This is a genomic window from Citrobacter sp. Cpo040 (genome assembly GCF_030332915.1).
GTDB classification, from domain to species: domain Bacteria; phylum Pseudomonadota; class Gammaproteobacteria; order Enterobacterales; family Enterobacteriaceae; genus Citrobacter; species Citrobacter portucalensis.
In genome coordinates, this window is record NZ_JAOWGX010000035.1 from 32,768 (window position 1) to 52,777 (window position 20,010).

Annotated in this window: 16 protein-coding genes and 1 pseudogene; 3 read left to right on the forward strand and 14 right to left on the reverse strand. The window is 53.4% G+C overall.

The window, feature by feature from the left end:
* Nucleotides 1-125 precede the first annotated feature (125 nt).
* From OGX86_RS22850 to OGX86_RS13165, 3 genes and pseudogenes are all read left to right on the forward strand, one after another.
* Nucleotides 126-1,910, forward strand: a pseudogene (locus OGX86_RS22850) (BigA/YdbA N-terminal beta-barrel domain-containing protein); the annotation flags it as partial.
* A 705-nt stretch (nt 1,911-2,615) separates the two neighbouring features.
* The gene (locus OGX86_RS22855) at nt 2,616-6,101 is read left to right on the forward strand and encodes a pectate lyase-fold domain-containing protein (protein ID WP_502872552.1); all 3,486 of its coding nucleotides are present in this window, start codon (nt 2,616-2,618) and stop codon (nt 6,099-6,101) included.
* A gap of 197 nt (nt 6,102-6,298) precedes the next feature.
* Nucleotides 6,299-6,469 carry a YhfL family protein gene (locus tag OGX86_RS13165; protein WP_003827690.1) on the forward strand — a complete coding sequence of 57 codons (171 nt, stop codon included), beginning with the start codon at nt 6,299-6,301 and terminating at the stop codon, nt 6,467-6,469.
* Nucleotides 6,470-6,536: 67 nt separating this feature from the next.
* Here the strand turns inward: OGX86_RS13165 and OGX86_RS13170 are convergent, their stop codons facing one another.
* The 14 genes from OGX86_RS13170 to aroB all read right to left on the reverse strand — a co-directional run bounded on the left by OGX86_RS13170 (nt 6,537) and on the right by aroB (nt 20,008).
* Nucleotides 6,537-7,631 carry an aminotransferase class I/II-fold pyridoxal phosphate-dependent enzyme gene (locus OGX86_RS13170; protein WP_286640206.1) on the reverse strand — a complete coding sequence of 365 codons (1,095 nt, stop codon included), beginning with the start codon at nt 7,629-7,631 and terminating at the stop codon, nt 6,537-6,539.
* 13 nt (nt 7,632-7,644) lie between these two features.
* Nucleotides 7,645-8,949 carry a YhfT family protein gene (locus OGX86_RS13175; protein ID WP_008786313.1) on the reverse strand — a complete coding sequence of 435 codons (1,305 nt, stop codon included), beginning with the start codon at nt 8,947-8,949 and terminating at the stop codon, nt 7,645-7,647.
* A gap of 11 nt (nt 8,950-8,960) precedes the next feature.
* Complete coding sequence (locus OGX86_RS13180) at nt 8,961-9,314, reverse strand: DUF2620 domain-containing protein (protein WP_003023576.1); 354 nt, start codon at nt 9,312-9,314, stop codon at nt 8,961-8,963.
* Nucleotides 9,315-9,324: 10 nt separating this feature from the next.
* Nucleotides 9,325-10,203 (reverse strand): phosphotriesterase-related protein, encoded by an 879-nt coding sequence (locus OGX86_RS13185; RefSeq protein ID WP_103014744.1) that lies wholly within the window; start codon nt 10,201-10,203, stop codon nt 9,325-9,327.
* Nucleotides 10,200-11,426: a phosphopentomutase gene (locus OGX86_RS13190; protein WP_048227399.1), complete on the reverse strand. Its 1,227-nt coding sequence runs from the start codon at nt 11,424-11,426 to the stop codon at nt 10,200-10,202. Before OGX86_RS13190 ends, OGX86_RS13185 begins: the two co-directional genes overlap by 4 nt.
* Complete coding sequence (locus OGX86_RS13195; RefSeq protein WP_048215412.1) at nt 11,426-12,589, reverse strand: YhfX family PLP-dependent enzyme; 1,164 nt, start codon at nt 12,587-12,589, stop codon at nt 11,426-11,428. The genes OGX86_RS13190 and OGX86_RS13195 overlap by 1 nt, the downstream gene beginning before the upstream one ends.
* 83 nt (nt 12,590-12,672) lie before the next feature.
* Complete coding sequence (locus OGX86_RS13200; RefSeq protein WP_286640207.1) at nt 12,673-13,035, reverse strand: PRD domain-containing protein; 363 nt, start codon at nt 13,033-13,035, stop codon at nt 12,673-12,675.
* 15 nt (nt 13,036-13,050) lie between these two features.
* Nucleotides 13,051-13,956, reverse strand: a complete 906-nt coding sequence (yhfZ, locus tag OGX86_RS13205) for a GntR family transcriptional regulator YhfZ (protein WP_008786319.1) — start codon at nt 13,954-13,956, stop codon at nt 13,051-13,053.
* Between the two features lie 165 nt (nt 13,957-14,121).
* Entirely contained in the window at nt 14,122-15,126 is a 1,005-nt protein-coding gene (trpS, locus tag OGX86_RS13210) for a tryptophan--tRNA ligase (RefSeq protein ID WP_003827687.1), read from the reverse strand.
* Entirely contained in the window at nt 15,119-15,877 is a 759-nt protein-coding gene (gene gph, locus OGX86_RS13215; protein WP_003837920.1) for a phosphoglycolate phosphatase, read from the reverse strand. The genes trpS and gph overlap by 8 nt, the downstream gene beginning before the upstream one ends.
* A complete protein-coding gene (rpe, locus tag OGX86_RS13220) occupies nt 15,870-16,547 on the reverse strand; it encodes a ribulose-phosphate 3-epimerase (protein WP_003023561.1) in 678 nt (225 codons plus the stop codon). The genes gph and rpe overlap by 8 nt, the downstream gene beginning before the upstream one ends.
* A 17-nt stretch (nt 16,548-16,564) precedes the next feature.
* Nucleotides 16,565-17,401 (reverse strand): adenine-specific DNA-methyltransferase, encoded by an 837-nt coding sequence (gene dam / locus OGX86_RS13225; protein WP_048215408.1) that lies wholly within the window; start codon nt 17,399-17,401, stop codon nt 16,565-16,567.
* A 117-nt stretch (nt 17,402-17,518) separates the two neighbouring features.
* Complete coding sequence (gene damX, locus OGX86_RS13230) at nt 17,519-18,823, reverse strand: cell division protein DamX (RefSeq protein ID WP_128316736.1); 1,305 nt, start codon at nt 18,821-18,823, stop codon at nt 17,519-17,521.
* 96 nt (nt 18,824-18,919) lie between these two features.
* On the reverse strand, nt 18,920-20,008 hold the full coding sequence (gene aroB, locus OGX86_RS13235; RefSeq protein ID WP_003827681.1) for a 3-dehydroquinate synthase: 1,089 nt from the start codon (nt 20,006-20,008) through the stop codon (nt 18,920-18,922).
* Nucleotides 20,009-20,010: the final 2 nt, after the last annotated feature.

Below are 20,010 nucleotides of genomic sequence, written 5' to 3' on the forward strand. Positions count from 1 at the left end.
ATAAGTCATAGTTATCATAATTATTTCGCGAAATAGCGTTATCCGAAAGCAAGCAATACAATATTGGCTCCTCAAAATAAGTTTACATCTTGCGTCAGATATATAGTTCACTAAGGATAACAATTATGCAAAGGAAAAAACTCATTGCAGTAGGTATTGCAATAGCACTCCAAACCTACTACGTTCCAGCAATAGCTGCCGACAACGATGATGACAGCGATTGCCCCGCAAATATATCTGTATTATCTAAACAAGAACGCGACAAACTTTCAGCACGTTGCCTCGCTGGCTACGAAGAACAAGACAACCATTGGGGATGGGTGGCTGGCGGAGTCGCAGCGCTCGCCGCAGGTGTAGCGATTGGCATCGATAACAATGGTGGCGGGCATTCCCAACATAATAACACCCCAATCCTCCCACCAGATGACGGCGGCGATGTTACCCCTGTCCCACCCGACGATGGCGGCGACGTTACCCCGCCCGATGACGGCGGCGATGTTACCCCTGTCCCACCCGACGATGGCGGCGACGTTACCCCGCCTGACGACGGCGGCGATGTTACCCCTGTCCCACCCGACGATGGCGGCGACGTTACCCCGCCTGACGACGGCGACGATGTTACCCCTGTCCCACCCGACGATGGCGGCGACGTTACCCCGCCCGATGACGGCGGAGATACACCCACACCGCCTGATGACACCACCGTCACCACTTTCAGCAACGGCGTCACCCTCGATAAAGGCAAAAACACGCTGGCGTTCGACGACATCAAACTGGATGACGGCACGCACCTCGGCGCCGCCACGCTCAGCTACGCCGAAAAAGACGGCCAGTGGCAGCTCACCACCGCTGACGGCAAAACGCTGAACGTAACCGGCTGGAACGTCACCGACACCAACGCCGCCGTGATTGAAGGCACCCAACAGAATGGCAACTACTGGAAGTATGATAGCGAAGGTTATCTGATCCTCGCCAATGACCAGACCACTGTCGTCACCGGGGACGATAAAACCCACCAGTCCGATCGCGACGCGCAAATCAGCGGCGACAACAACACTGGCGTGATTATCTCCGGCGACCGGACAAACAACACCCTGAGCGGCGACTCCACCGTCACCGATGGCGCAACGGGCATCGTCATCACCGGCGATAACACCACCAACACCATCTCCGGTAAGTCCACGGTGGACGGCGGCACCGGCGCGTTAATCTCCGGCGACGGCACTAACACCACCCTTGCCGGCGACATCACCGTCAGCGGCGGCGGCACCGCCATCGTTCTCGACGGCGACAATATCACCGTGGATAACAGCGGTATCTCACACATCAGCGGCGCAGGCTCCACCGGTGCCATCATTACCGGCGATAACGCCCACGTCAGCAACGAGGGTGAACTGACCATCACCGACGGCGGCACCGGCTCGAAAATCACCGGCGACGGCGCACTGGTTGATAACAAGGGCAACTCCACCACCAGCGGCGAAGGCTCCACCGGGCTGTATATTGACGGCAACGATGCGCTGGTCATTAATGAAGGCGATCAGACCATCTCCGGCGGTGCAGCAGGCACCAAAGTTGACGGCGACAATACCCGCATGATCAACACCGGCGATCTGAACGTCGATGGCGCAGGCTCGGCGGGCGTGACGATCAACGGCGATAACGCCAACATCACGCAACGGGGCGACCTGCTGGTCACCAACGGCGCCGTGGGGATCGCCACTACCGGTAAGGGCAACAAAGTCACCAACGCCGGTAAAACCACCGTACGCGACGCAGACTCCGTTGGCTTTGAGGTGACGGGCGAGCAGAACACCTTTAACAATAAGGGCGACATTACCGTCTCACAAAAAGGCACCGGACTGGAGGTCACGGGGATCAATAATAGCGTAGAAAACAAAGGTGATATCTACACCACAGATGCTGGCAGTACGGGTATCTCAATCGATGGCGATAACAGTCAGTTTGCTAACAACGGCTCTCTTAATGTTACAACGTCCTCTACGGGGATAGACATTAATGGGGCGGGTAGTAACGTAAACCTGATGGGGACGATTAATGTCAAAGCAACATCAGATGATGGGCTTGACACCCCGGATGGTCTGCGTTTTGCAAATGGTAATGGTTTTATTGGCGTGAATATCAACGCGCAGAATACACAGGATCAACATGGCGAACTGTTAATTGATGGTGACATCAATGTCTCGTCCGAGCGTGATAATCCCAACGACTGGCCTGATAATTCAGGCGAAAATCCGGCCTATGGCCGGGATTTAGCAGGTGTTATGATGAACGGTGATTTTAACGATGTGCATATCACAGGCAGTGTTTCTGTCGATGCCACACCGTATCATCTTGATCTGGCCACTGGTATTTCTGCTAAAGGAACCCAGTATCAGGATAATGTTTCCGGGATCATCATTGACGGTCAAAATAATACCGTCACTATTGATGGCGGTGTTGATGTATCCAGTGCGCAGACGACCACAGACTGGACGGCCATACCTGTCGTGACGGGTATTGACGTATCCGGTAGTAATAATATGGTCGTACTCAATGGCTAATCGTCAATCACCGCGAGGAGCGCGTCTAACACTAACATTGCTTTTGCCAACATCAGCAATAGTTCTTCAATGTATATCAGCGAAGGCGCTACACTCAACATTGACTCTCAGTTGTCCACTGCGGCTGCGCCATTAACCGACCCGCATGGGATTATTAATATTAGTAGCCAGTCAACATTAGTCAACGATGGGAATATCTCTGGTCACTATGTGTCCATGATGGACAGTTCGATTATTTCTCTACAGGACAGTGCATTTACGAACGATACGCTGGGGACCATAGATATTGATGTCAGCCAGGATAATACAGCTCCCCCCATATTTTTTGGCATCGTGCAATCCGATAACAGCCAGGTCAGCAATAAAGGAAGTATTTCTTTAACTGCCAGCGATTTTGCATCCATGACGCCCACCGGCGTCGATGACCATTCAACAATTATCGCCATTAATAGCTCGATGCAATTTTCTGCGATTGAACTCTGGGATGATTCCAGTGCTATCAATGAAGGTACGATATCAACATCAGGCGGTAATACATGGGGAATCCTGTTAACCGATACATCAACGGCTGAAAATAAAGGAACAATTAATCACGAAGGCGTATGGAAAGATCAGAGCGGTAATAATCTGAACTGCGATTCTGACATTACCCGCTGTTTTGTTGCGCTTGGCGGAGGAATGGTAGTAACTGATACAGCAGTCGGCACCAATACTGGAACGATTAATGTAGTGAATGCCGGCACAGGAATGTGGGCGAATGGCTCCGGCAGCACCGCAATTAACCAGGGAGAAATAAATTTAACCAGCAACGAGAGCGTGGGTACTGACACGCCTTATCTGATTGGTATGGCAGCAACGAATGGCGGCACCGTCATTAATGACAAGACCGGCACGATTAATATTGATGCCTCATATGGTCAACCCTTCTATGCCGATGCCAGCAGCACCGTCATCAACTACGGTCAGGTCTGCTTCGGCGACAACTGTCAGAATAGCGAGGAATACAACCCGACGGATGAGTATGTCAGCAGTGCCTATTTCGACGGGCTGATCGCCGATACCGGCGAGACGGTCGTTCTGGCGAAAAACACTTCTATTATGGGCGATGTGGGCAATAACGGTACCGTGAACGGCGACCTGATTGTGATTAAGTCCGACGACTACACGCTGACCAATAATGCTTCCGGCACCATCAACAGCAAGATTGAGATCGACAACGGCACGCTGGATAACAAAGGTACGGTGAACAGCGTTACCCTCAACGGCGGCACGTTTAATAATACCGGCACCGCAGATGCGCTGGTGACAGTCAACAACGGCACCTTTAACAACCTTGCCGGAGGCGAAGTTAACCGCGGCGGCAAACTGAGTAACAATGCCGTGGTCAACAACAGCGGCACCTGGTCTCTCGGCTACGCCGGAGAAGGCGCATACGCCAGCACGCTCGATCTTAACAACCACGCGGTATTCAACAACAGCGGCGAGCTGATTATCGATAACGCGGAAAATAGCGTTAACTTCCGCGGCAATGGTCGCCTCTACAATACCGGCCATATCGTGATAAGCGATGCCAAAGGCAGCGCCGGGCTGAATGTCCAGGGCAACACCGGCGTATTCATTAACGCCGGCGTGGTGGACACCACCGCCAAATCCGTGATGGCCAGCGCCGGAAACGCCGATGCTGGCCTCGCGTTCTTCTGGAACCAGCAGGCAGGCATAATTAACTACGATGTGGATAACGGCAAAGCGGTCAGCTTTACCCACAACAACTACGTCGCGCAAAACGACGGCACCATGAACATCAGCGGCAACAACGCCTACGGCATGTACGGCAGCAAAAACGCCCAACTGGTGAACAACGGCACCATCAACCTCGGGACGGAAGGCACCACCGACACCGGCATGGTGGCAATGGCGCTGGACGCTAACGCCACGGCTGACGCGGTGATTGAGAACAACGGCACCATCAACATCCATGCCAGTGACTCTTACGCCTTCAGCGTGGCGGGCGCAGGCCATGTGGTCAATAACGGCATCGTGGACATTGACGACGATGTCACCGGTTCCGGCCTGATTAAGCAGGGCGACAGCGTGAACGTGGAAGGGACTAACGGCAATAATGGCAACGCAACCGAAGTGCATTATGCCGGTTACACCCTGCCGGACGTACCGGACACCACCGTCACCGGCGGCAACAGTTCCTCCCCGTCCTCCGGTACCAACGACCTGACCGGCTACGTGGTCGGCACCAGCGCCGACGGCAGCGCAGGCCAGCTTAAAGTCAGCAACGCCAGCATGAACGGCGTGGAAATCAACACCGGCTTTACCGCCGGCACCGCCGACACCACCGCCACCTTCGACAACGTGGTGCAGGGCAGCAACCTGACTGACGCTTCAGCCATCCAGTCCACCACCGTGGTGTGGAACGCCCAGGGCAGCCAGGACAGCGACGGCAACATTGACGTCACCATGACCAAAAATGCCTATGCCGATGTGGCAACCGACAGCAGCGTTTCTGACGTAGCAAGCGCACTCGATGCCGGCTACACCAACAACGAGCTGTACACCAGCCTTAACGTAAGCACCACCGCTGAGCTGAACAGCGCTCTGAAACAGGTAAGCGGCAGTCAGGCTATCACCGCGTTCCGTGAAGCCCGCGTGCTAAGCAACCGCTTTACCATGCTGGCCGATGCCGCGCCGCAAATTAAAGATGGCCTGGCATTCAACGTTGTGGCGAAAGGCGACCCGCGCGCCGAGCTGGGTAACGATACCCAGTACGACATGTTGGCATTGCGCCAGACGTTGGATCTGACTGCCAGCCAGAATCTGACCATGGAGTACGGCATCGCCCGTCTGGATGGCAACGGTTCGCAGACCGCAGGCGACAACGGTCTGACCGGCGGCTACAGCCAGTTCTTTGGCCTGAAGCACAGCATGGCGTTTAATGAAGGTCTGGCGTGGAAGAACAGCCTGCGTTATGACGTGCACAATCTCGACAGCAGCCGTTCTGTCTCTTATGGCGACACCAACAAGGTGGCGGATTCCAACGCACGTCAGCAGTATCTTGAGTTTCGCAGCGAAGGGGCGAAAACCTTCACCATGCTCAACGATACGTTGAAAGTCACGCCGTACGCCGGGGTGAAATTCCGTCATACGCTGGAAGGCGGCTACAAAGAGCGCAGCGCGGGGGACTTTAACCTGTCGATGAACGATGGCAGCGAAACCGCCGTAGATTCCATTGTCGGAATGAAGTTCGACTATACCGGTGAAAATGGCTGGAGCGCCAGCGCCACACTGGAAGGCGGTCCGAACCTGAGCTACAGCAAAAGCCAGCGTACTGCGTCACTGCAAGGTGCCGCAGGCCAGTCCTTTGGCGTAGACGACGAGCAAAAAGGCGGAGGCATCAACGGTCTGGCGACGGTCGGTGTGAAATACAGCGCCAAAGACGCCAGCCTGAATCTGGACGCTTACCAGTGGAAAGAGGACAACATCAGCGATAAGGGCTTTATGTTGAATTTCAGAAAAACATTTCGCTAATTAATTAAACCCAGCAGCCTGGTATTATTTATTAATACCAGGCTTTTTTATTTAAATTCAATTCACTAATCGTATGTTTTATATATAAAGCGACATGTCCTTTTCTGGACTACTTAAAGTTTATGTTAGTTGATATCTTATCCGGCGAAAAATGGACTTCATCCATTTATAAATAGATATCTAACAAGGATTTTGACATGCTGAAATTTGCAAAAATCACCTTAGTTGCTGGTGTTCTGGCTACGCTGACCGCGTGTACTGGTCATATCGAAAACACAAAAAATAACTGCAGCTACGATTATTTCCTGCACCCAGCAATTTCGATTTCAAAAATTATTGGTGGCTGTGGCCCGGCTGCGAATCAGTAATAGAAGCGATTGCGCAGATACAAAAAAACCGGGGTCTTCCCGGTTTTTTCATTTTCAGATTCTATGCTCATTCATATGCTATCGCATTCACGCTCTCACGCAAAATACGTAGTACGGTCTCTTCTCCACTCCGGTTTGGATTAATACGAATCGCATAATCGCCCAGCGACGGATTTGCTTCGCGAAACGTCCCGGAAAGACGATAAAACAGAGGAGGGATCTCATATTTCGACTCTGCCCCCACCGGGTATGGCAGCGCACCTCTCTCTTGTGCCGCTTTCAGCACACGAGCGGCAATCGGCTGGTGAAACTCCACGATCAGCACCTTCGACTGAGCATTGGCGATGACGGCTTTTTTCACCCCGGGCAGCACTCCGCTATTGAGCATCGTCAGTAACCGTGCTGAAACGCCAGCCTGTATTGCATGCATCACCGGAGCAAAAACCAAACCACGAAGCACCTCCAGGGCCTGCGCCCCCTGAATTTGGCTACCGCCGGAATAGAGAGTCGCACGGATTCTGGCGATAACCTCCGCCTTGCCGATAACCGCCCCAACTCCCTCCGGGCCAAAGAGCTTGAAGCAGGAAAATGTAGACAGCGTCGCCCCATGTTCACAGCCGATACCGTCTACCTTCATGACGGCGTAGTTATCATCGGTTAACGTCGGCACGCCGCACTTTGTTATTTCCGCCAACACCTCGGCTAACACGTAACGATCCTGCGGTTGCTGACGCGTATGCTGCACCAGTGCGGCGTCAGGACGATGCTGCGTAATCGCCTGCGTGATTGTCGGGAGGCAGTTGAAATCCGCCCTGACCAGGGTAATACCCATCTGCTCAATGAGTACCTGCGTTGTGGGATACACAGGCGCATCATGAACCAGCAGACGCTGGCCGGGTTTGAGCAGCGCAGCCAGCCCGGCGCGAATAGCCCCGGTGCCCGCCCCCTGAACCAGCGCTGCGGCCTCAGCATGAAATGCCTCGGCCAGCACCTTTTCCACACGTTGCGTCACCCGAGGCTGATTTAGCCCCGGAGCCAATCCCAAATCACCTCCGGCCAGAAAATCAGCGCCAGGAAAGTGACGGCAAATCGTATCCACCAGCGCAAACTGCTTTTGCTGTGCTTGCGTGAGCGTCAGGCTTTGCAGAGGAAACGTCTTCATGTTTTACGCCTCCTCAGGCCGGAACAAACAGACCAAACCAGTAGAGAATATTCAGTACAATACCCGTGATCATCACCGCCACGACCGGCGCCGCCATCTTCTGTACCGGACGTCCAATCGATTCATTGAGGAAGTAGATCGCTACCGCAATTGAGAAACCGGTGTAGCCTGCCATCTTGATGGCGGCAAAAATCGAACCGATCAACAGCGCCATTTCCATCAGCATATTCATGGCATTACGAATATTGTCCGATGCGTTACGCACTGACGGATAACGCCCCAGCCATTTGCCAATAGAGCGCAGCAGCAGCACTTCCGCTGAAATCACGATAGCGCCAAGGATTGCCGCAATCCACGGATTCGGTGCCAGGTAGCCAACGGAATAAACGAAGGTGAAACCCGCTACCGCGTAAACGCCCGTCGCCAGCGCGGTTGTCGCAATCATCGGTACAAAGCCCAGCCCGCGCATAAACTCCGCCAACGCCGCCTGGTTAACCAGCGTCTGCGACTGCTCCGGCGTAATCCCTGCCGAATAGGCTTTTTCCAGCGTAAAAATTGAGACCTCGCTACCAGCAAAAATTTTCATACTGGCAACGGCAGCAATCAGCGCGCCGACGATGGCAATATACGGCAGGTTTTTAATAATCCGCGAAGTTCGTTCTTCAAACACCGATAGCCCGCTGGCATCCATCTCCTCATCACCGCGGTGGCGAATATCATGCGTAATGGCGATCGCCAGCAGCATCATCATCCCCACAAAAATCTCAATCGATTCTGGGTTCAGATGCGGGAAGTAACGCACCACCACCACGCGGGTCATCAGTACTACCACCGCCGCGATAATGCTGTGCTTCCAGCCAAACTGGTAGAAAATCGCCACCAGCGGGAAGAGTGCGAATGCGGAAACCACTGGAGAACTCAGTTCACCGAGGCTACCCAGTACATCAACCGGCAGCGCCGTGAGCAGATGGTTCACCGGCAGCAGGCAGGTCAGAATCAATACGCCCCAGATAGCGCCCAGACCGAACGCCAGCAGGCTGTTCATCGCCAGCACGCCGAGAATATCCGTCGGCAGGAACAGCAGCCAGGCGTTGAGCAAGCCGGTTTTCAGGGTAAAGGAAATCCCCACCGACGCCACAAAGCCGATACTCAGACCAAACGCGATACTTCCCGCCTCACGGCGATTCATGTACCCCTCGATCAGCTGCGGCAGAATCGGGCGGATGCCGTCATGAAAGACGGCCGCCGAGCGGTGTGCCAGAAGTGACGTCATGCCGGTCAGGCAGGCCACCACCACAATCTGAATATACAGATCCATAGTCATGCCTTTTATTTCAGGTGGTTAACCAGCATCGGAATCGCATGTTCAACATGTTCGACGGAGAGACCAAAAGCCACTTTCCCTTCCGCAACCATTTTTGCGATATGTTCGTCTTTCGCCTTAATACCCGGCTTGGCGATAGTGCAGCTTTTGTTGTAGCCAATCACCGCGATAGCAATCGACAGCGCTGCACCCGCGCCGGTGTTACAAGCGCCGATGTAGTAATCCAGTTGTCCGGATTTCACCTTCATCGCCGCTTCCATATCGTTATGAATGGAGACTTCAAAGCAGCCCGGTGCTGCGGTTTCGATGGTCTTTTTAATCTGCTCACGCTGTAAGCCAGCAACGCCAATCTTTTTCATGATTCTGTCCTTATTGGAAAAATTGTGAGGGGTTATCACGCAACATCGTGTCCACATCGGCCTGGCTGAATCCTGACTGGCGCAACTGTGGGATAAAAGTGGTTAACAGATAGTCATAGCCATTGCCGCCATTGGCTTTTAAATGCGAGCGGCGGGTAATATCCATGGAGAGCATCACGCGATTAAGCAGCCCGCGATTACGTAGCTCATGCAGCATGCCAATGCGCTTCTCGTCCGGGTAATAGTTGTTTTTACCGATGGTATCGAATTGCACATACGCGCCGAGATCGATCATGCGTAAGATATTGTCGAGGTTATCTTTCAGGTCGCAGTGACCAACGGTTACGCGGGAAAGGTCAACGCCGTGCGCCTGTAGCAACACCAGCTGTTCCACCCCCATCGTGCTAAAAGAGGTATGGGTTGAGATGGGGCGTCCGGTTTCGATATGTGCCCGCGCCGCGGCGATAAACACCTTCTCTTCAAGCGGCGTAATCACGCCTTCACTGGAGCCGATTTCCGCGATAATTCCGGCCTTTAATTCAGTACCATCAATACCGATGACTATCTCATCGACCATCTCCTGCGCGAGCTGTTCCACGCTGCGGGCCGCAACATGTTCAGGGAAGAACGCATCCTGGTAATAGCCTGTGCAGGCCACGACGTTGATTCCGGTCTCGCGCATCAGGTCGAGCATGAATTGCGGACTACGCCCCATATAGCGGTTGGTCATCTCAATAATGTTGCTGACGCCTAACGCCCGGAGATCCTTCATTTCCTGACAAATGAGATCGTACTGATCTAACCGGCAGTCGAGGTTATTCTTGAACCCGGAGAGATCGATATGCAGATGTTCGTGGACCCAGGTGTAGCCCGTCGGATCAAAGTTCATAAAGTGTCTCCTGTAAGGCGCAATGCCGAGAGAAAAGAACAGCCATTTTGTGGTGCCGCCGCGCCGAAAAATTCACACACCGTAGCGCCAACGTCAGATAACGTCGCCCGGATGCCTAATTGCGCAGGCTCCAGCCCCTGTTGATATACCAATACCGGCACAACTTCCCGGGTATGATGGCTGTGACCAATGGTCGGATCGTTACCGTGATCGGCCATAACCACCAGGCAGTCATTTGGATCCATAGCGGCCAGAAGGCGCGAAAGATTAAGATCGACAAGCTGCAACCGCTCCGCATAACGTGCCACGTCTTCCGCGTGTCCGGCGAGGTCGGTCTCCTGAATGTTGGTACAGATAAATACCGTCGACTCAGCGTTAAATTCGTTAAGCGTGATATCCATGATCTGCTGGCTATCCACCAGGTTTTGCCAGCTGCGCCCGTGCGGATTGCCAACGATGTCCGCCACTTTACCGACCAGCACGGTAGGGATTCCGGCGTCATGCAGTTTTTGCGGTACCTGTACCTGCTCATCTACACCAAAACCCATATGCCTGACCTGGAAGCCATTTTCATAGGCGCCGGAGCGTGGGGCGTTAATACCGATAAAGCGTCCCTCTTTGGTCTCGGCTGCATCCAGAATGCGCTGGCTGTCTGCAAGCTGACCGCCAAACGCGATCACGCGCCCAACCTGAACCTGCTCACGCACCACCTGGCCTATCTTTAGCACCTCATCAAACGGGATAACGGCAAGATTGGCGGTAATGTTGTAGACCTGACCTAAATCCGCTTCGAGGTTATCGCCCACCGCAACCGCATCGTTGACCCAAAGAAACGCCAGGTCGTCGCCGCGGCGTTCCACATGCCAGCCCGCGGCTTTCAGCGCCTGTTCAACTCCATCGATGACGTCGCTAAATGGCATCCGCAGCGGAGCCTGAGGCCGCGTGCCTAAAATCTCCTGATGGCCCATAAAGGTATCTCCCCCTTCATGCTGTAGCTCTGCAACGCCCCAGACTGCAGATGCTGAAGGTTTCATCACGCCCGGCGCAAAGCCCAGAGCGTTAATCAGCCCCAACTTCTCAAGCGTTGGCAGCCGTAACTGCGGGAGTTCGCCCAGGATATGACCACAGGTATTCGCTCCGGCATCCTGCGGCCTGACCCGCGTGACGTCTTTCATTGCACCAACGCCAAAACTGTCGATTACTAACACCACGAATCGGGCCATTAGTCCTCCAGAATATTGCCGAGACTGTCGTAACGCGCGACGATTTCAGCTGCACCGTGCTGAATACCCGACACCAGCACCACGTCGCTACGCGTCACGAAGATCTGGGTGCGAAAACAGAAGATCACCGCGCTGCTCACCGGAAACTCCCCGGCAACAGGCAGGTAGTAGTCAATACTGCTGTCATCTACGGGTTTTAGCTTCGCTGCGATCGGCGAGTCACTTTCTGGCGTAAAGACCAGCGCATTTTGCGCATGGCCGCGACGGTAATAACCCCCACCGTAGCAATAACTGTCCCCGCGAAAATTGTGCGATACCTCGCTCAGCCAGAGCATCGCGATTCGTTCCGGCTGGTCGCCTTTTTGATTGGAAGGAATAGTGCCTGTCAGTGCATGACCCGGCTCGGCGTGGGTGACGCCATATTCCGCCAGCAGAGGGAGTGACGAACAGCTACTGGCTGACGGCGCGTTAAGTTGCTCAATGGCAATCCCGGCTTCCGCCAACTGACGTCGTGCATTCACCAGCGTGTGCAGATTAGGCGTCGGCATCGTCTGCGCTGAGTTTTCATCCCATAACAGGCAGGGGAAATGGGTCAACCCGCTCAGGCGTAAGCCCGGCAGTCTGCGAATTTCATTGACCACATCCGTCAGATACATCAGCGGAAATCCGCTTTCCTGCCCCGGATAGAGAAAATCATCCTTGTCGTACACTTTCAGCATCACGTTCTGTTCACAGCTGGCCTTCACCGCTGCAGCTGAAACTTCACGCGCTTTCTCCAGCGAGAACAACGTGATGACCTCGGTGCCCTGCGCCACTGCGTCATTGACCAGTCGCGACGGGATCTGCACCAGATGTCCCTGGTGCGCAACCGGTAACCCGGCACGACGCATCACACGACTCTCCTTGTAATCGACAACCACGATGCCTTCATAGCCAAGCTGCAACAGCTTGTCCGCCAGCCACGGGTTACGTCCTACCTGTTTGGTCATCAGATATAGCGAGATGCCATGTTGCCTCGCGACATCCAGCAGACGTTTGCCATTCTCAATAACCTGGTCAACATCAATAACCCAACTGTCAGGTGCGATCTTTCCCTGCTGCCACAACGCGATAGCAGCCGAGATAAGCGTGGGGTTCTGGCGTTTCAATGCCTCTATAAACATTTCTCTGCCTCGTTTCTAATCCTTCAGCTAAATATTCATTTTTTTGAATATTTAGGGTGCAATAGGCTAATTCTCCATGGGTTTTAGACGCCTTCGTTCGCAGCCATCCACAATCCATACAAGTTCGCCAGCATGTAGCCTTCTTCATTCGTGTGCAGCGTCACCGTGAACTCTTTCAGCAGCGCCTGATGTACCAGCAAAATAGTTGGCCAGAGATGAGATTGCGTCAGCTCCTCTAACAGCTCACCATCCAGTGCTTCAATCACTTCGCCCTTGCGGCTACGCATTAACGCGCTCGCCATATGGGTCATCGCCATGATTCCTTGCTCATTTTGAATCGGCAAACACCACTCTTCATCCAACCGCCTGACTACTTGCAGCATGCCGCTGCAAATATCCTTGTCGATAACGCCTGCTTCGCACAGCAGGTTAAGCCTGTTTTCCATGTCGTTCGCCTTCACTTAATAACTGGGTTCCTGTTCACCGTTCGCCACACGTTGCTGGTGGGCAAGCAGCGCCTCTTTATTAACAACGGCCCGCAGTAGCTGTTGCATCGGATAATCCTCTGCCCGGGTCAGTACCACGGCCTCCGTGGCCTGAAGAAACCGCGGATCGTTGGTGAGCGGCGTGGCTTCTAATCCCAAAACTGCCAGCTCGGCCTCCGCAACTACGTTCCAGATAACCGCGTCCACGTCCCCTTTCGCGATGCGCTGCAAACTCTCGTGATAGGGCATATCGATCAATTCAACGTCACGGTCGCCAAAACAGGCCTCGGTCATGATTTTCTGATCCGCCGAACGGTTATCCAAACCGACACGTTTTACTGTTGCAGATTCGCCCTTGCGACAAATCAGCTGGTGCTCGCCAACGTAGGTATGCGGCCCCAGTGCCAACGTGATACGCAATCTGTCCTGGGCAAGGTAACTTTCCGCCGCCAGACGAGAAACCACCGCCATGTCGTAGACGCCGTTTAGCAGGCATTCCACGCGAATATCAGCCCCACGCATGTGTGCGTAATAAAATGGGATCCCGTCGAACTGCGCCTTCAGCCCACTCGCCAGCCCTTCATATAAACGGGTGTAGGGCAGCGGCATCGCACAAACTACGTTATTAATATCTACATGCTTTAGCAGCGTACGGTTATCCATCTCCACCAGATAGCTACCGTTACGTCCGCGACGCTCAATACGGATCGCCCCTGAGGATTCCAGCGTTTTCAACGCGGCCTGGGTTAACCCTACCGATGAGTGACACTCGGCTGCCAGTTCATCAATAGTTTTCAGTCTGTTACCACACTTCTCACCGAGCAGGTAACGGGCCAGGGTTGTCAGCACAACCCCCTCTTTCTTGATAAATGTCCGACGCATTTTATATTTTCAGTAAATTGAATATTTATATCTTCATTAAAGTGAAGATATAACGCAATGAGGAAATATGCAAACGGCGAGGCGCTTCACATTTTTTGAGGTTCACAAACGAGCAGGCGAAAAAAAACCGGGCGTAACCCGGTTTCTTCAGTATCGCAGAGCGCATTACGGCTTGGCGACAAAACCAATCGCTTCGTAAACGGCTTTCAGCGTAACAGATGCGCGGGCGCTGGCTTTTTCCGCACCTTCTTTCATCACTTTCTGCAGGAAAGCTTCATCGTTACGGAAACGGTGATAACGTTCCTGAAGCTCGGTCAGCATACCGGAAACGGCCTCTGCGACTTCACCTTTCAGATGACCATACATTTTGCCTTCGAAGTGCTGTTCCAGCTCCGGAATGCTCTTACCGGTAACGGCGGAGAGAATATCCAACAGGTTGGAAACACCCGCTTTGTTCTGCACGTCGTAGCGTACAACTGGCGGCTCTTCAGAGTCGGTCATCGCACGTTTGATTTTCTTAACCACAGATTTCGGATCTTCCAGCAGACCGATCACGTTGTTGCGGTTGTCATCCGACTTGGACATTTTCTTCGTCGGCTCCAGCAGCGACATCACGCGCGCGCCGGATTTAGGAATGAACGGCTCAGGCACTTTGAAGATGTCGCCATACAGGGCATTAAAGCGCTGGGCGATATCGCGGCTCAGTTCCAGATGCTGTTTCTGATCTTCGCCAACCGGTACCTGGTTGGTCTGATACAACAGGATGTCTGCCGCCATCAGTACCGGATAATCAAACAGACCGGCGTTGATGTTCTCCGCATAGCGCGCGGATTTGTCTTTGAACTGGGTCATACGGCTCAGTTCGCCGAAGTAGGTGTAGCAGTTCAACGCCCAACCTAACTGTGCATGCTCCGGTACGTGAGACTGCACGAAAATGGTGCTTTTTTCAGGATCGATACCGCATGCCAGATACAGCGCCAGCGTATCGAGCGTTGCTTTACGCAGCTGCTGAGCATCCTGACGAACGGTGATGGCATGTTGGTCAACGATGCAGTAGATGCAATGGTAGTCATCCTGCATGCTCACCCACTGACGCAGCGCACCCATATAGTTGCCAATGGTCAATTCACCTGAGGGCTGTGCGCCACTAAAAACGATGGGCTTAGTCATTTTTTGATTCCTGATTTTCGCTATGCGGAAGCCCGAGAGCGGGCAGTAGTTCATTAATACGGTCGTAAATAACGTCGGGCTGGCTCAGCGCGATCGACTCGCCGTAGTTGTAGCCATAGGTCAGGCCAACGGACGGACAGCCAGCAGCTTTTGCCGCCTGAATATCATTGCGTGAATCCCCTACGAAGAGCATTTGCTCAGGCTTGATACCAAGCTTGCTTGCCACCAGCAGCAGCGGATCCGGATGCGGTTTTTTATTCTGCACGTCGTCACCACCGATGACCACGCTAAAGTACTTGGCGATATCTAATGCTTCGAGCAATGGCGCGACAAACGGGGTCGGTTTGTTGGTCACCAGACCCAGCGGCAATCCTTTCGCATGCAGCGCGCCCAGCGTGTCGGCAACATCAGGGAACAGGAATGTCCCCTCTTCTGCGACATCGCCGTAGTATCTGTCGAACAGCTTACGCAAAATACGTACCTGCTCCTCGGCGGGAATATCATCATCAACGGGCGGTTTACCCATCGTTTTACGTAATGTTGCGCGCTCCTGACGAGACCACGCCAGCGCGCGCTCCATCAGTACATCTGCACCGTTACCAATCCAGGTGATAACGCGTTCTTCTCCGGCAACAGGCAGTTCCAGCGCATACAGCGCCATGTCCACCGCTGCGGCTAATCCCGGCGCGCTGTCGACCAGCGTGCCGTCGAGGTCAAATGCAGCGCCCCGAATATCCTGAAACTTATCCATGACTTACCTTCGCCAGTTCATTGCGCATTTCATCAATGACTTTTTTGTAGTCTGGTTGGTCGAAAATGGCGGAGCCTGCGACAAACATATCTGCGCCTGCTGCGGCAATTTCACCAATGTTATTCACTTTGACGCCACCGTCCACTTCGAGGCGGATATCGTAGCCAGATTCATCAATACGACGACGCACTTCACGCAGCTTATCCAGCGTTTGTGGGATGAAGGACTGTCCGCCAAAGCCTGGGTTAACGGACATTAGCAGGATCACATCGAGCTTATCCATGACGTAGTCCAGATAACTCAGTGGTGTTGCCGGGTTGAATACCAGGCCCGCTTTACAGCCATGCTCTTTGATCAGCTGTAAAGTGCGATCGACATGCTCGGAGGCTTCCGGATGAAAAGTAATGATGCTGGCGCCAGCGGCGGCGAAGTCCGGGACAATCCGATCGACCGGTTTCACCATCAGGTGAACATCAATCGGGGCGGTGATGCCATATTTACGCAGCGATTTCAGTACCATCGGTCCGATGGTCAGGTTCGGTACGTAGTGATTGTCCATGACGTCGAAGTGCACGACATCGGCACCGGCAGTCAGCGCTCTCGCGGTGTCCTCACCCAGGCGGGCAAAATCAGCCGACAGAATTGAGGGGGCGATCAAATACTGTTTCATCCGCTTCTCCTTGAGATTTATTTCTTCGCAGGCGTTACAACTCCTGGTTTATACAGTGCCAGCAGTTCGTTCACCTTTTTACGCGTGCCGCCATTGCTGCTTATGCTGCGCCGCACTTTGACCTGAAAATGTTTCGCCGCTCGGTACCATTCACGGGTATCGGGCGTATCGTGGTTCGAAATTAACACCGGGATCTGCTTACTGACCAGCTTTTCTGCCATCTCGGCCAAATGCGCCTGCTCTTTCGGGCTAAAGCTGTTGGTGTGATACGCAGTGAAATTTGCCGTCGCCGAAAGTGGTGCATAAGGCGGGTCACAATAGACCACAGAGTTGCTATCCGCACGGTCCATGCACTCTTCATAGGAAAGGCAATGGAACTCCGCATTCTGCGCTTTCTCAGCAAAATGGTACAACTCGGCTTCCGGGAAGTAAGGTTTTTTATAACGCCCAAACGGGACGTTAAACTCGCCGCGCAGGTTATAACGGCACAATCCGTTGTAACCAAAGCGGTTCAGATACAAGAACAGCACTGCTCTGCGGAACGGATCCTCGCTGGCATTAAATTCTTCTCTGAACCGATAGTACACCTCAGCCTGATTGGTTTCAGGCATAAACAGCTCACGCGAAGCCTGCACATACTCATCGGTACGCGTCTTCACGATGTTATAGAGACTGATAAGGTCGCTGTTGATATCGGCAAGAATATAACGAGAAAAGTCGGTGTTGAGAAACACCGACCCGGCACCCACGAAAGGTTCAATCAGGCACTCACCCTGAGGTAAATGCCGTTTGATATCATCAAGCAGGGGGTATTTCCCCCCTGCCCATTTCAAAAAAGCGCGATTTTTTTTCATGCTGACTAACTAATTACACCTTCTCCGGCTGTGGAGAAAGCTCCGACAGCATCCTGCGCTTTAGTCTTTGTCCCGCAATTGGGCGAAACATCAAACCATTGCAGAACATATCCTATCTTACTTCAAATCGGCCTGAACCTGATGCAGCGGTTTTGCCCACGGGTTTTTCGCCTGAATATCAGCGGGTAACGTAGACACTGCACGTTTCGCATCTTCTTTAGACGCATACACGCCTGTCACCAGAACATACCACGGTTGACCGTTACGCGTCGTCTGGTACACCACGTAGTTCTTCAGGTTTTCTTTCTTCGCCCAACCGTTCAGGTTGTCGTAGTTAGAAGAACTGCTGAGCTGCAACGTGTAATGGCTGGACGGCGCAGATTTTAACGCTCCAACATTACCTGCACTTTTCGCTCCACCAGCAACAGGCGTTGTCGTTGTTGCTGTCGCCGTTGGCGCAGGCGTTGCGGTCTGCGTTGGCGTCGCAGTTGCTTTCGGCTCAGCGGTCGCTTTCGGCGTAGCGGTTACCACAGGTGCTTTAGTTGTGGTGGTCGGCGCGGTAGCAGTTACGGTTGGTTTTGCCTGAGCAACAGGTTTCGGCTCTGTCGGCGTCGCTTTCACCGTAGTTTGCGGTTTGCTCTTCGGCTCAATAACGGCCTGTTTACGTTCCTGGCGCGTAGCAGCAGGACGCTCAGTCGTTTCCGTTTTCGCCGTCTGGCGCGCAGCATTACCATTACGCATCGGCGCAACGGTCGCAGGTTCGGTCGGCAGCGTAGAGTTAACCACTGCGTTGTTAACCTGCTCCTGACCCTGTGGTTGTGTCAGAGCATTGTTCAAATTGCCCTGCACTTCAACACGCTGCTGGCCTTCGGTTGCCGCAGGTGCCTGACCTTGAGTCGGGGTAGAGGAAATCGGTGGCAGGGAAACATCCTGCTGGGTATTGCCAGCGGTCTGCTCAGTGCCCGTTGCAGGTGTCGTTGCGCTCGTCTGATCCGTTGCATTGCTGCCAGAAAGATCGATGCTCTTCTCACCAGATGCTGCCTGCTCATTGGAAGAAGATGAGGGGGCTTTCAGCGCAGAACCAATGCCGATAATCAGCAGCAGCAGTACCAGAACACCCACACCCATCATCATGTATTGGCGGGAGGCAGGTTTGCTGGCGGCTTTCTTACGCTTGCGCGGACGACGTTCTACACGCTCTTCATCCACGGCATCGTCATCAGATTCATACTCTTCTTCAATGTCCTGCTCTTCTTCACGCTCTTTGCGTGCACGTGCAGGACGGCGATCGTCAGCATCCAGATCAACATCATCAAAATTGATTTGCGGCTCATTATCGCGTTCAGACGATTGACGAGAACGACCAGTACGACGATCGCTGGGATCGGGTTTCAGCTCGTCTTCTGGTTTGAATTCATCCATTTAACACCCCACTCAAAGGTTAATGCTTACGACTTTGCACATAACCTGAAGCTAAAAGACCTACGTTTCGCAACGTAAGCCTGACCTTTCTTGTTGTTACGCCTGCTGGCAATCAGCAATAGCGTTAAGAACCACCTCGTGCGACACTCCGCCGCGCACTTCACTCTTCCCTATCGCTCGCGGAAGCACCAAACGAATCTCTCCCGCTAACACTTTTTTATCTCGCAGCATGTGCGGCAGATAAGCCTCGGTGGACATTTCACGCGGCCCATTCACCGGTAAGCCAGCTCGCTGTAACAGCGTAATGATGCGCTGCGTATCAGCGGAGGTGAACTGACCCAAACGTTCTGACGTACGGGCAGCCATTACCATACCTGCTGCGACTGCTTCACCATGTAACCAATTGCCATAACCCATTTCAGCTTCGATCGCATGGCCAAACGTGTGTCCCAGATTCAGTAAAGCACGTAAGCCCATTTCACGCTCGTCTGCTGCGACAACTTCTGCTTTAAGCTCACAACAACGACGGATACAGTACGCCATTGCCGGACCATCCAGACGCAGTAACGCATCCAGATTGTCTTCCAGCCAGCTGAAAAATTCACCGTCAAGAATGATGCCGTATTTGATCACTTCCGCCAGCCCCGATGCCAGCTCACGCGCAGGAAGCGTTTTCAGACAATCGAGATCCACCACCACGGATGCCGGTTGGTAAAACGCGCCAATCATGTTTTTACCGAGGGGATGGTTTACGGCGGTTTTGCCGCCAACGGAGGAGTCGACCTGCGACAACAGAGTTGTCGGGACTTGAATAAAACGAACACCACGTTGATAGCTGGCTGCCGCAAAACCGGTCAGATCGCCAATCACGCCGCCGCCAAGGGCAACTAACGTGGTATCACGACCGTGCGGTTTTTGCAGTAACGCGGTGAAAACCGTATCCAGAACCGTCAGGCTTTTATACTGCTCGCCATCGGGAAGGATAACGCTATCAACGTTAACACCCGCCTGTTCAAGTACGCCGCGAACCTTATCGAGATAAAGGGGAGCCAGGGTTTCGTTGGTCACCAACATAACCTGATCGCCCGATTTCAGCGGTAAGAATGAAGCTGGCTCATTGAACAAACCAGCCGCGATGGTGATAGGGTAACTACGTTCCCCGAGAGTGACTGTGATCCTCTCCATTA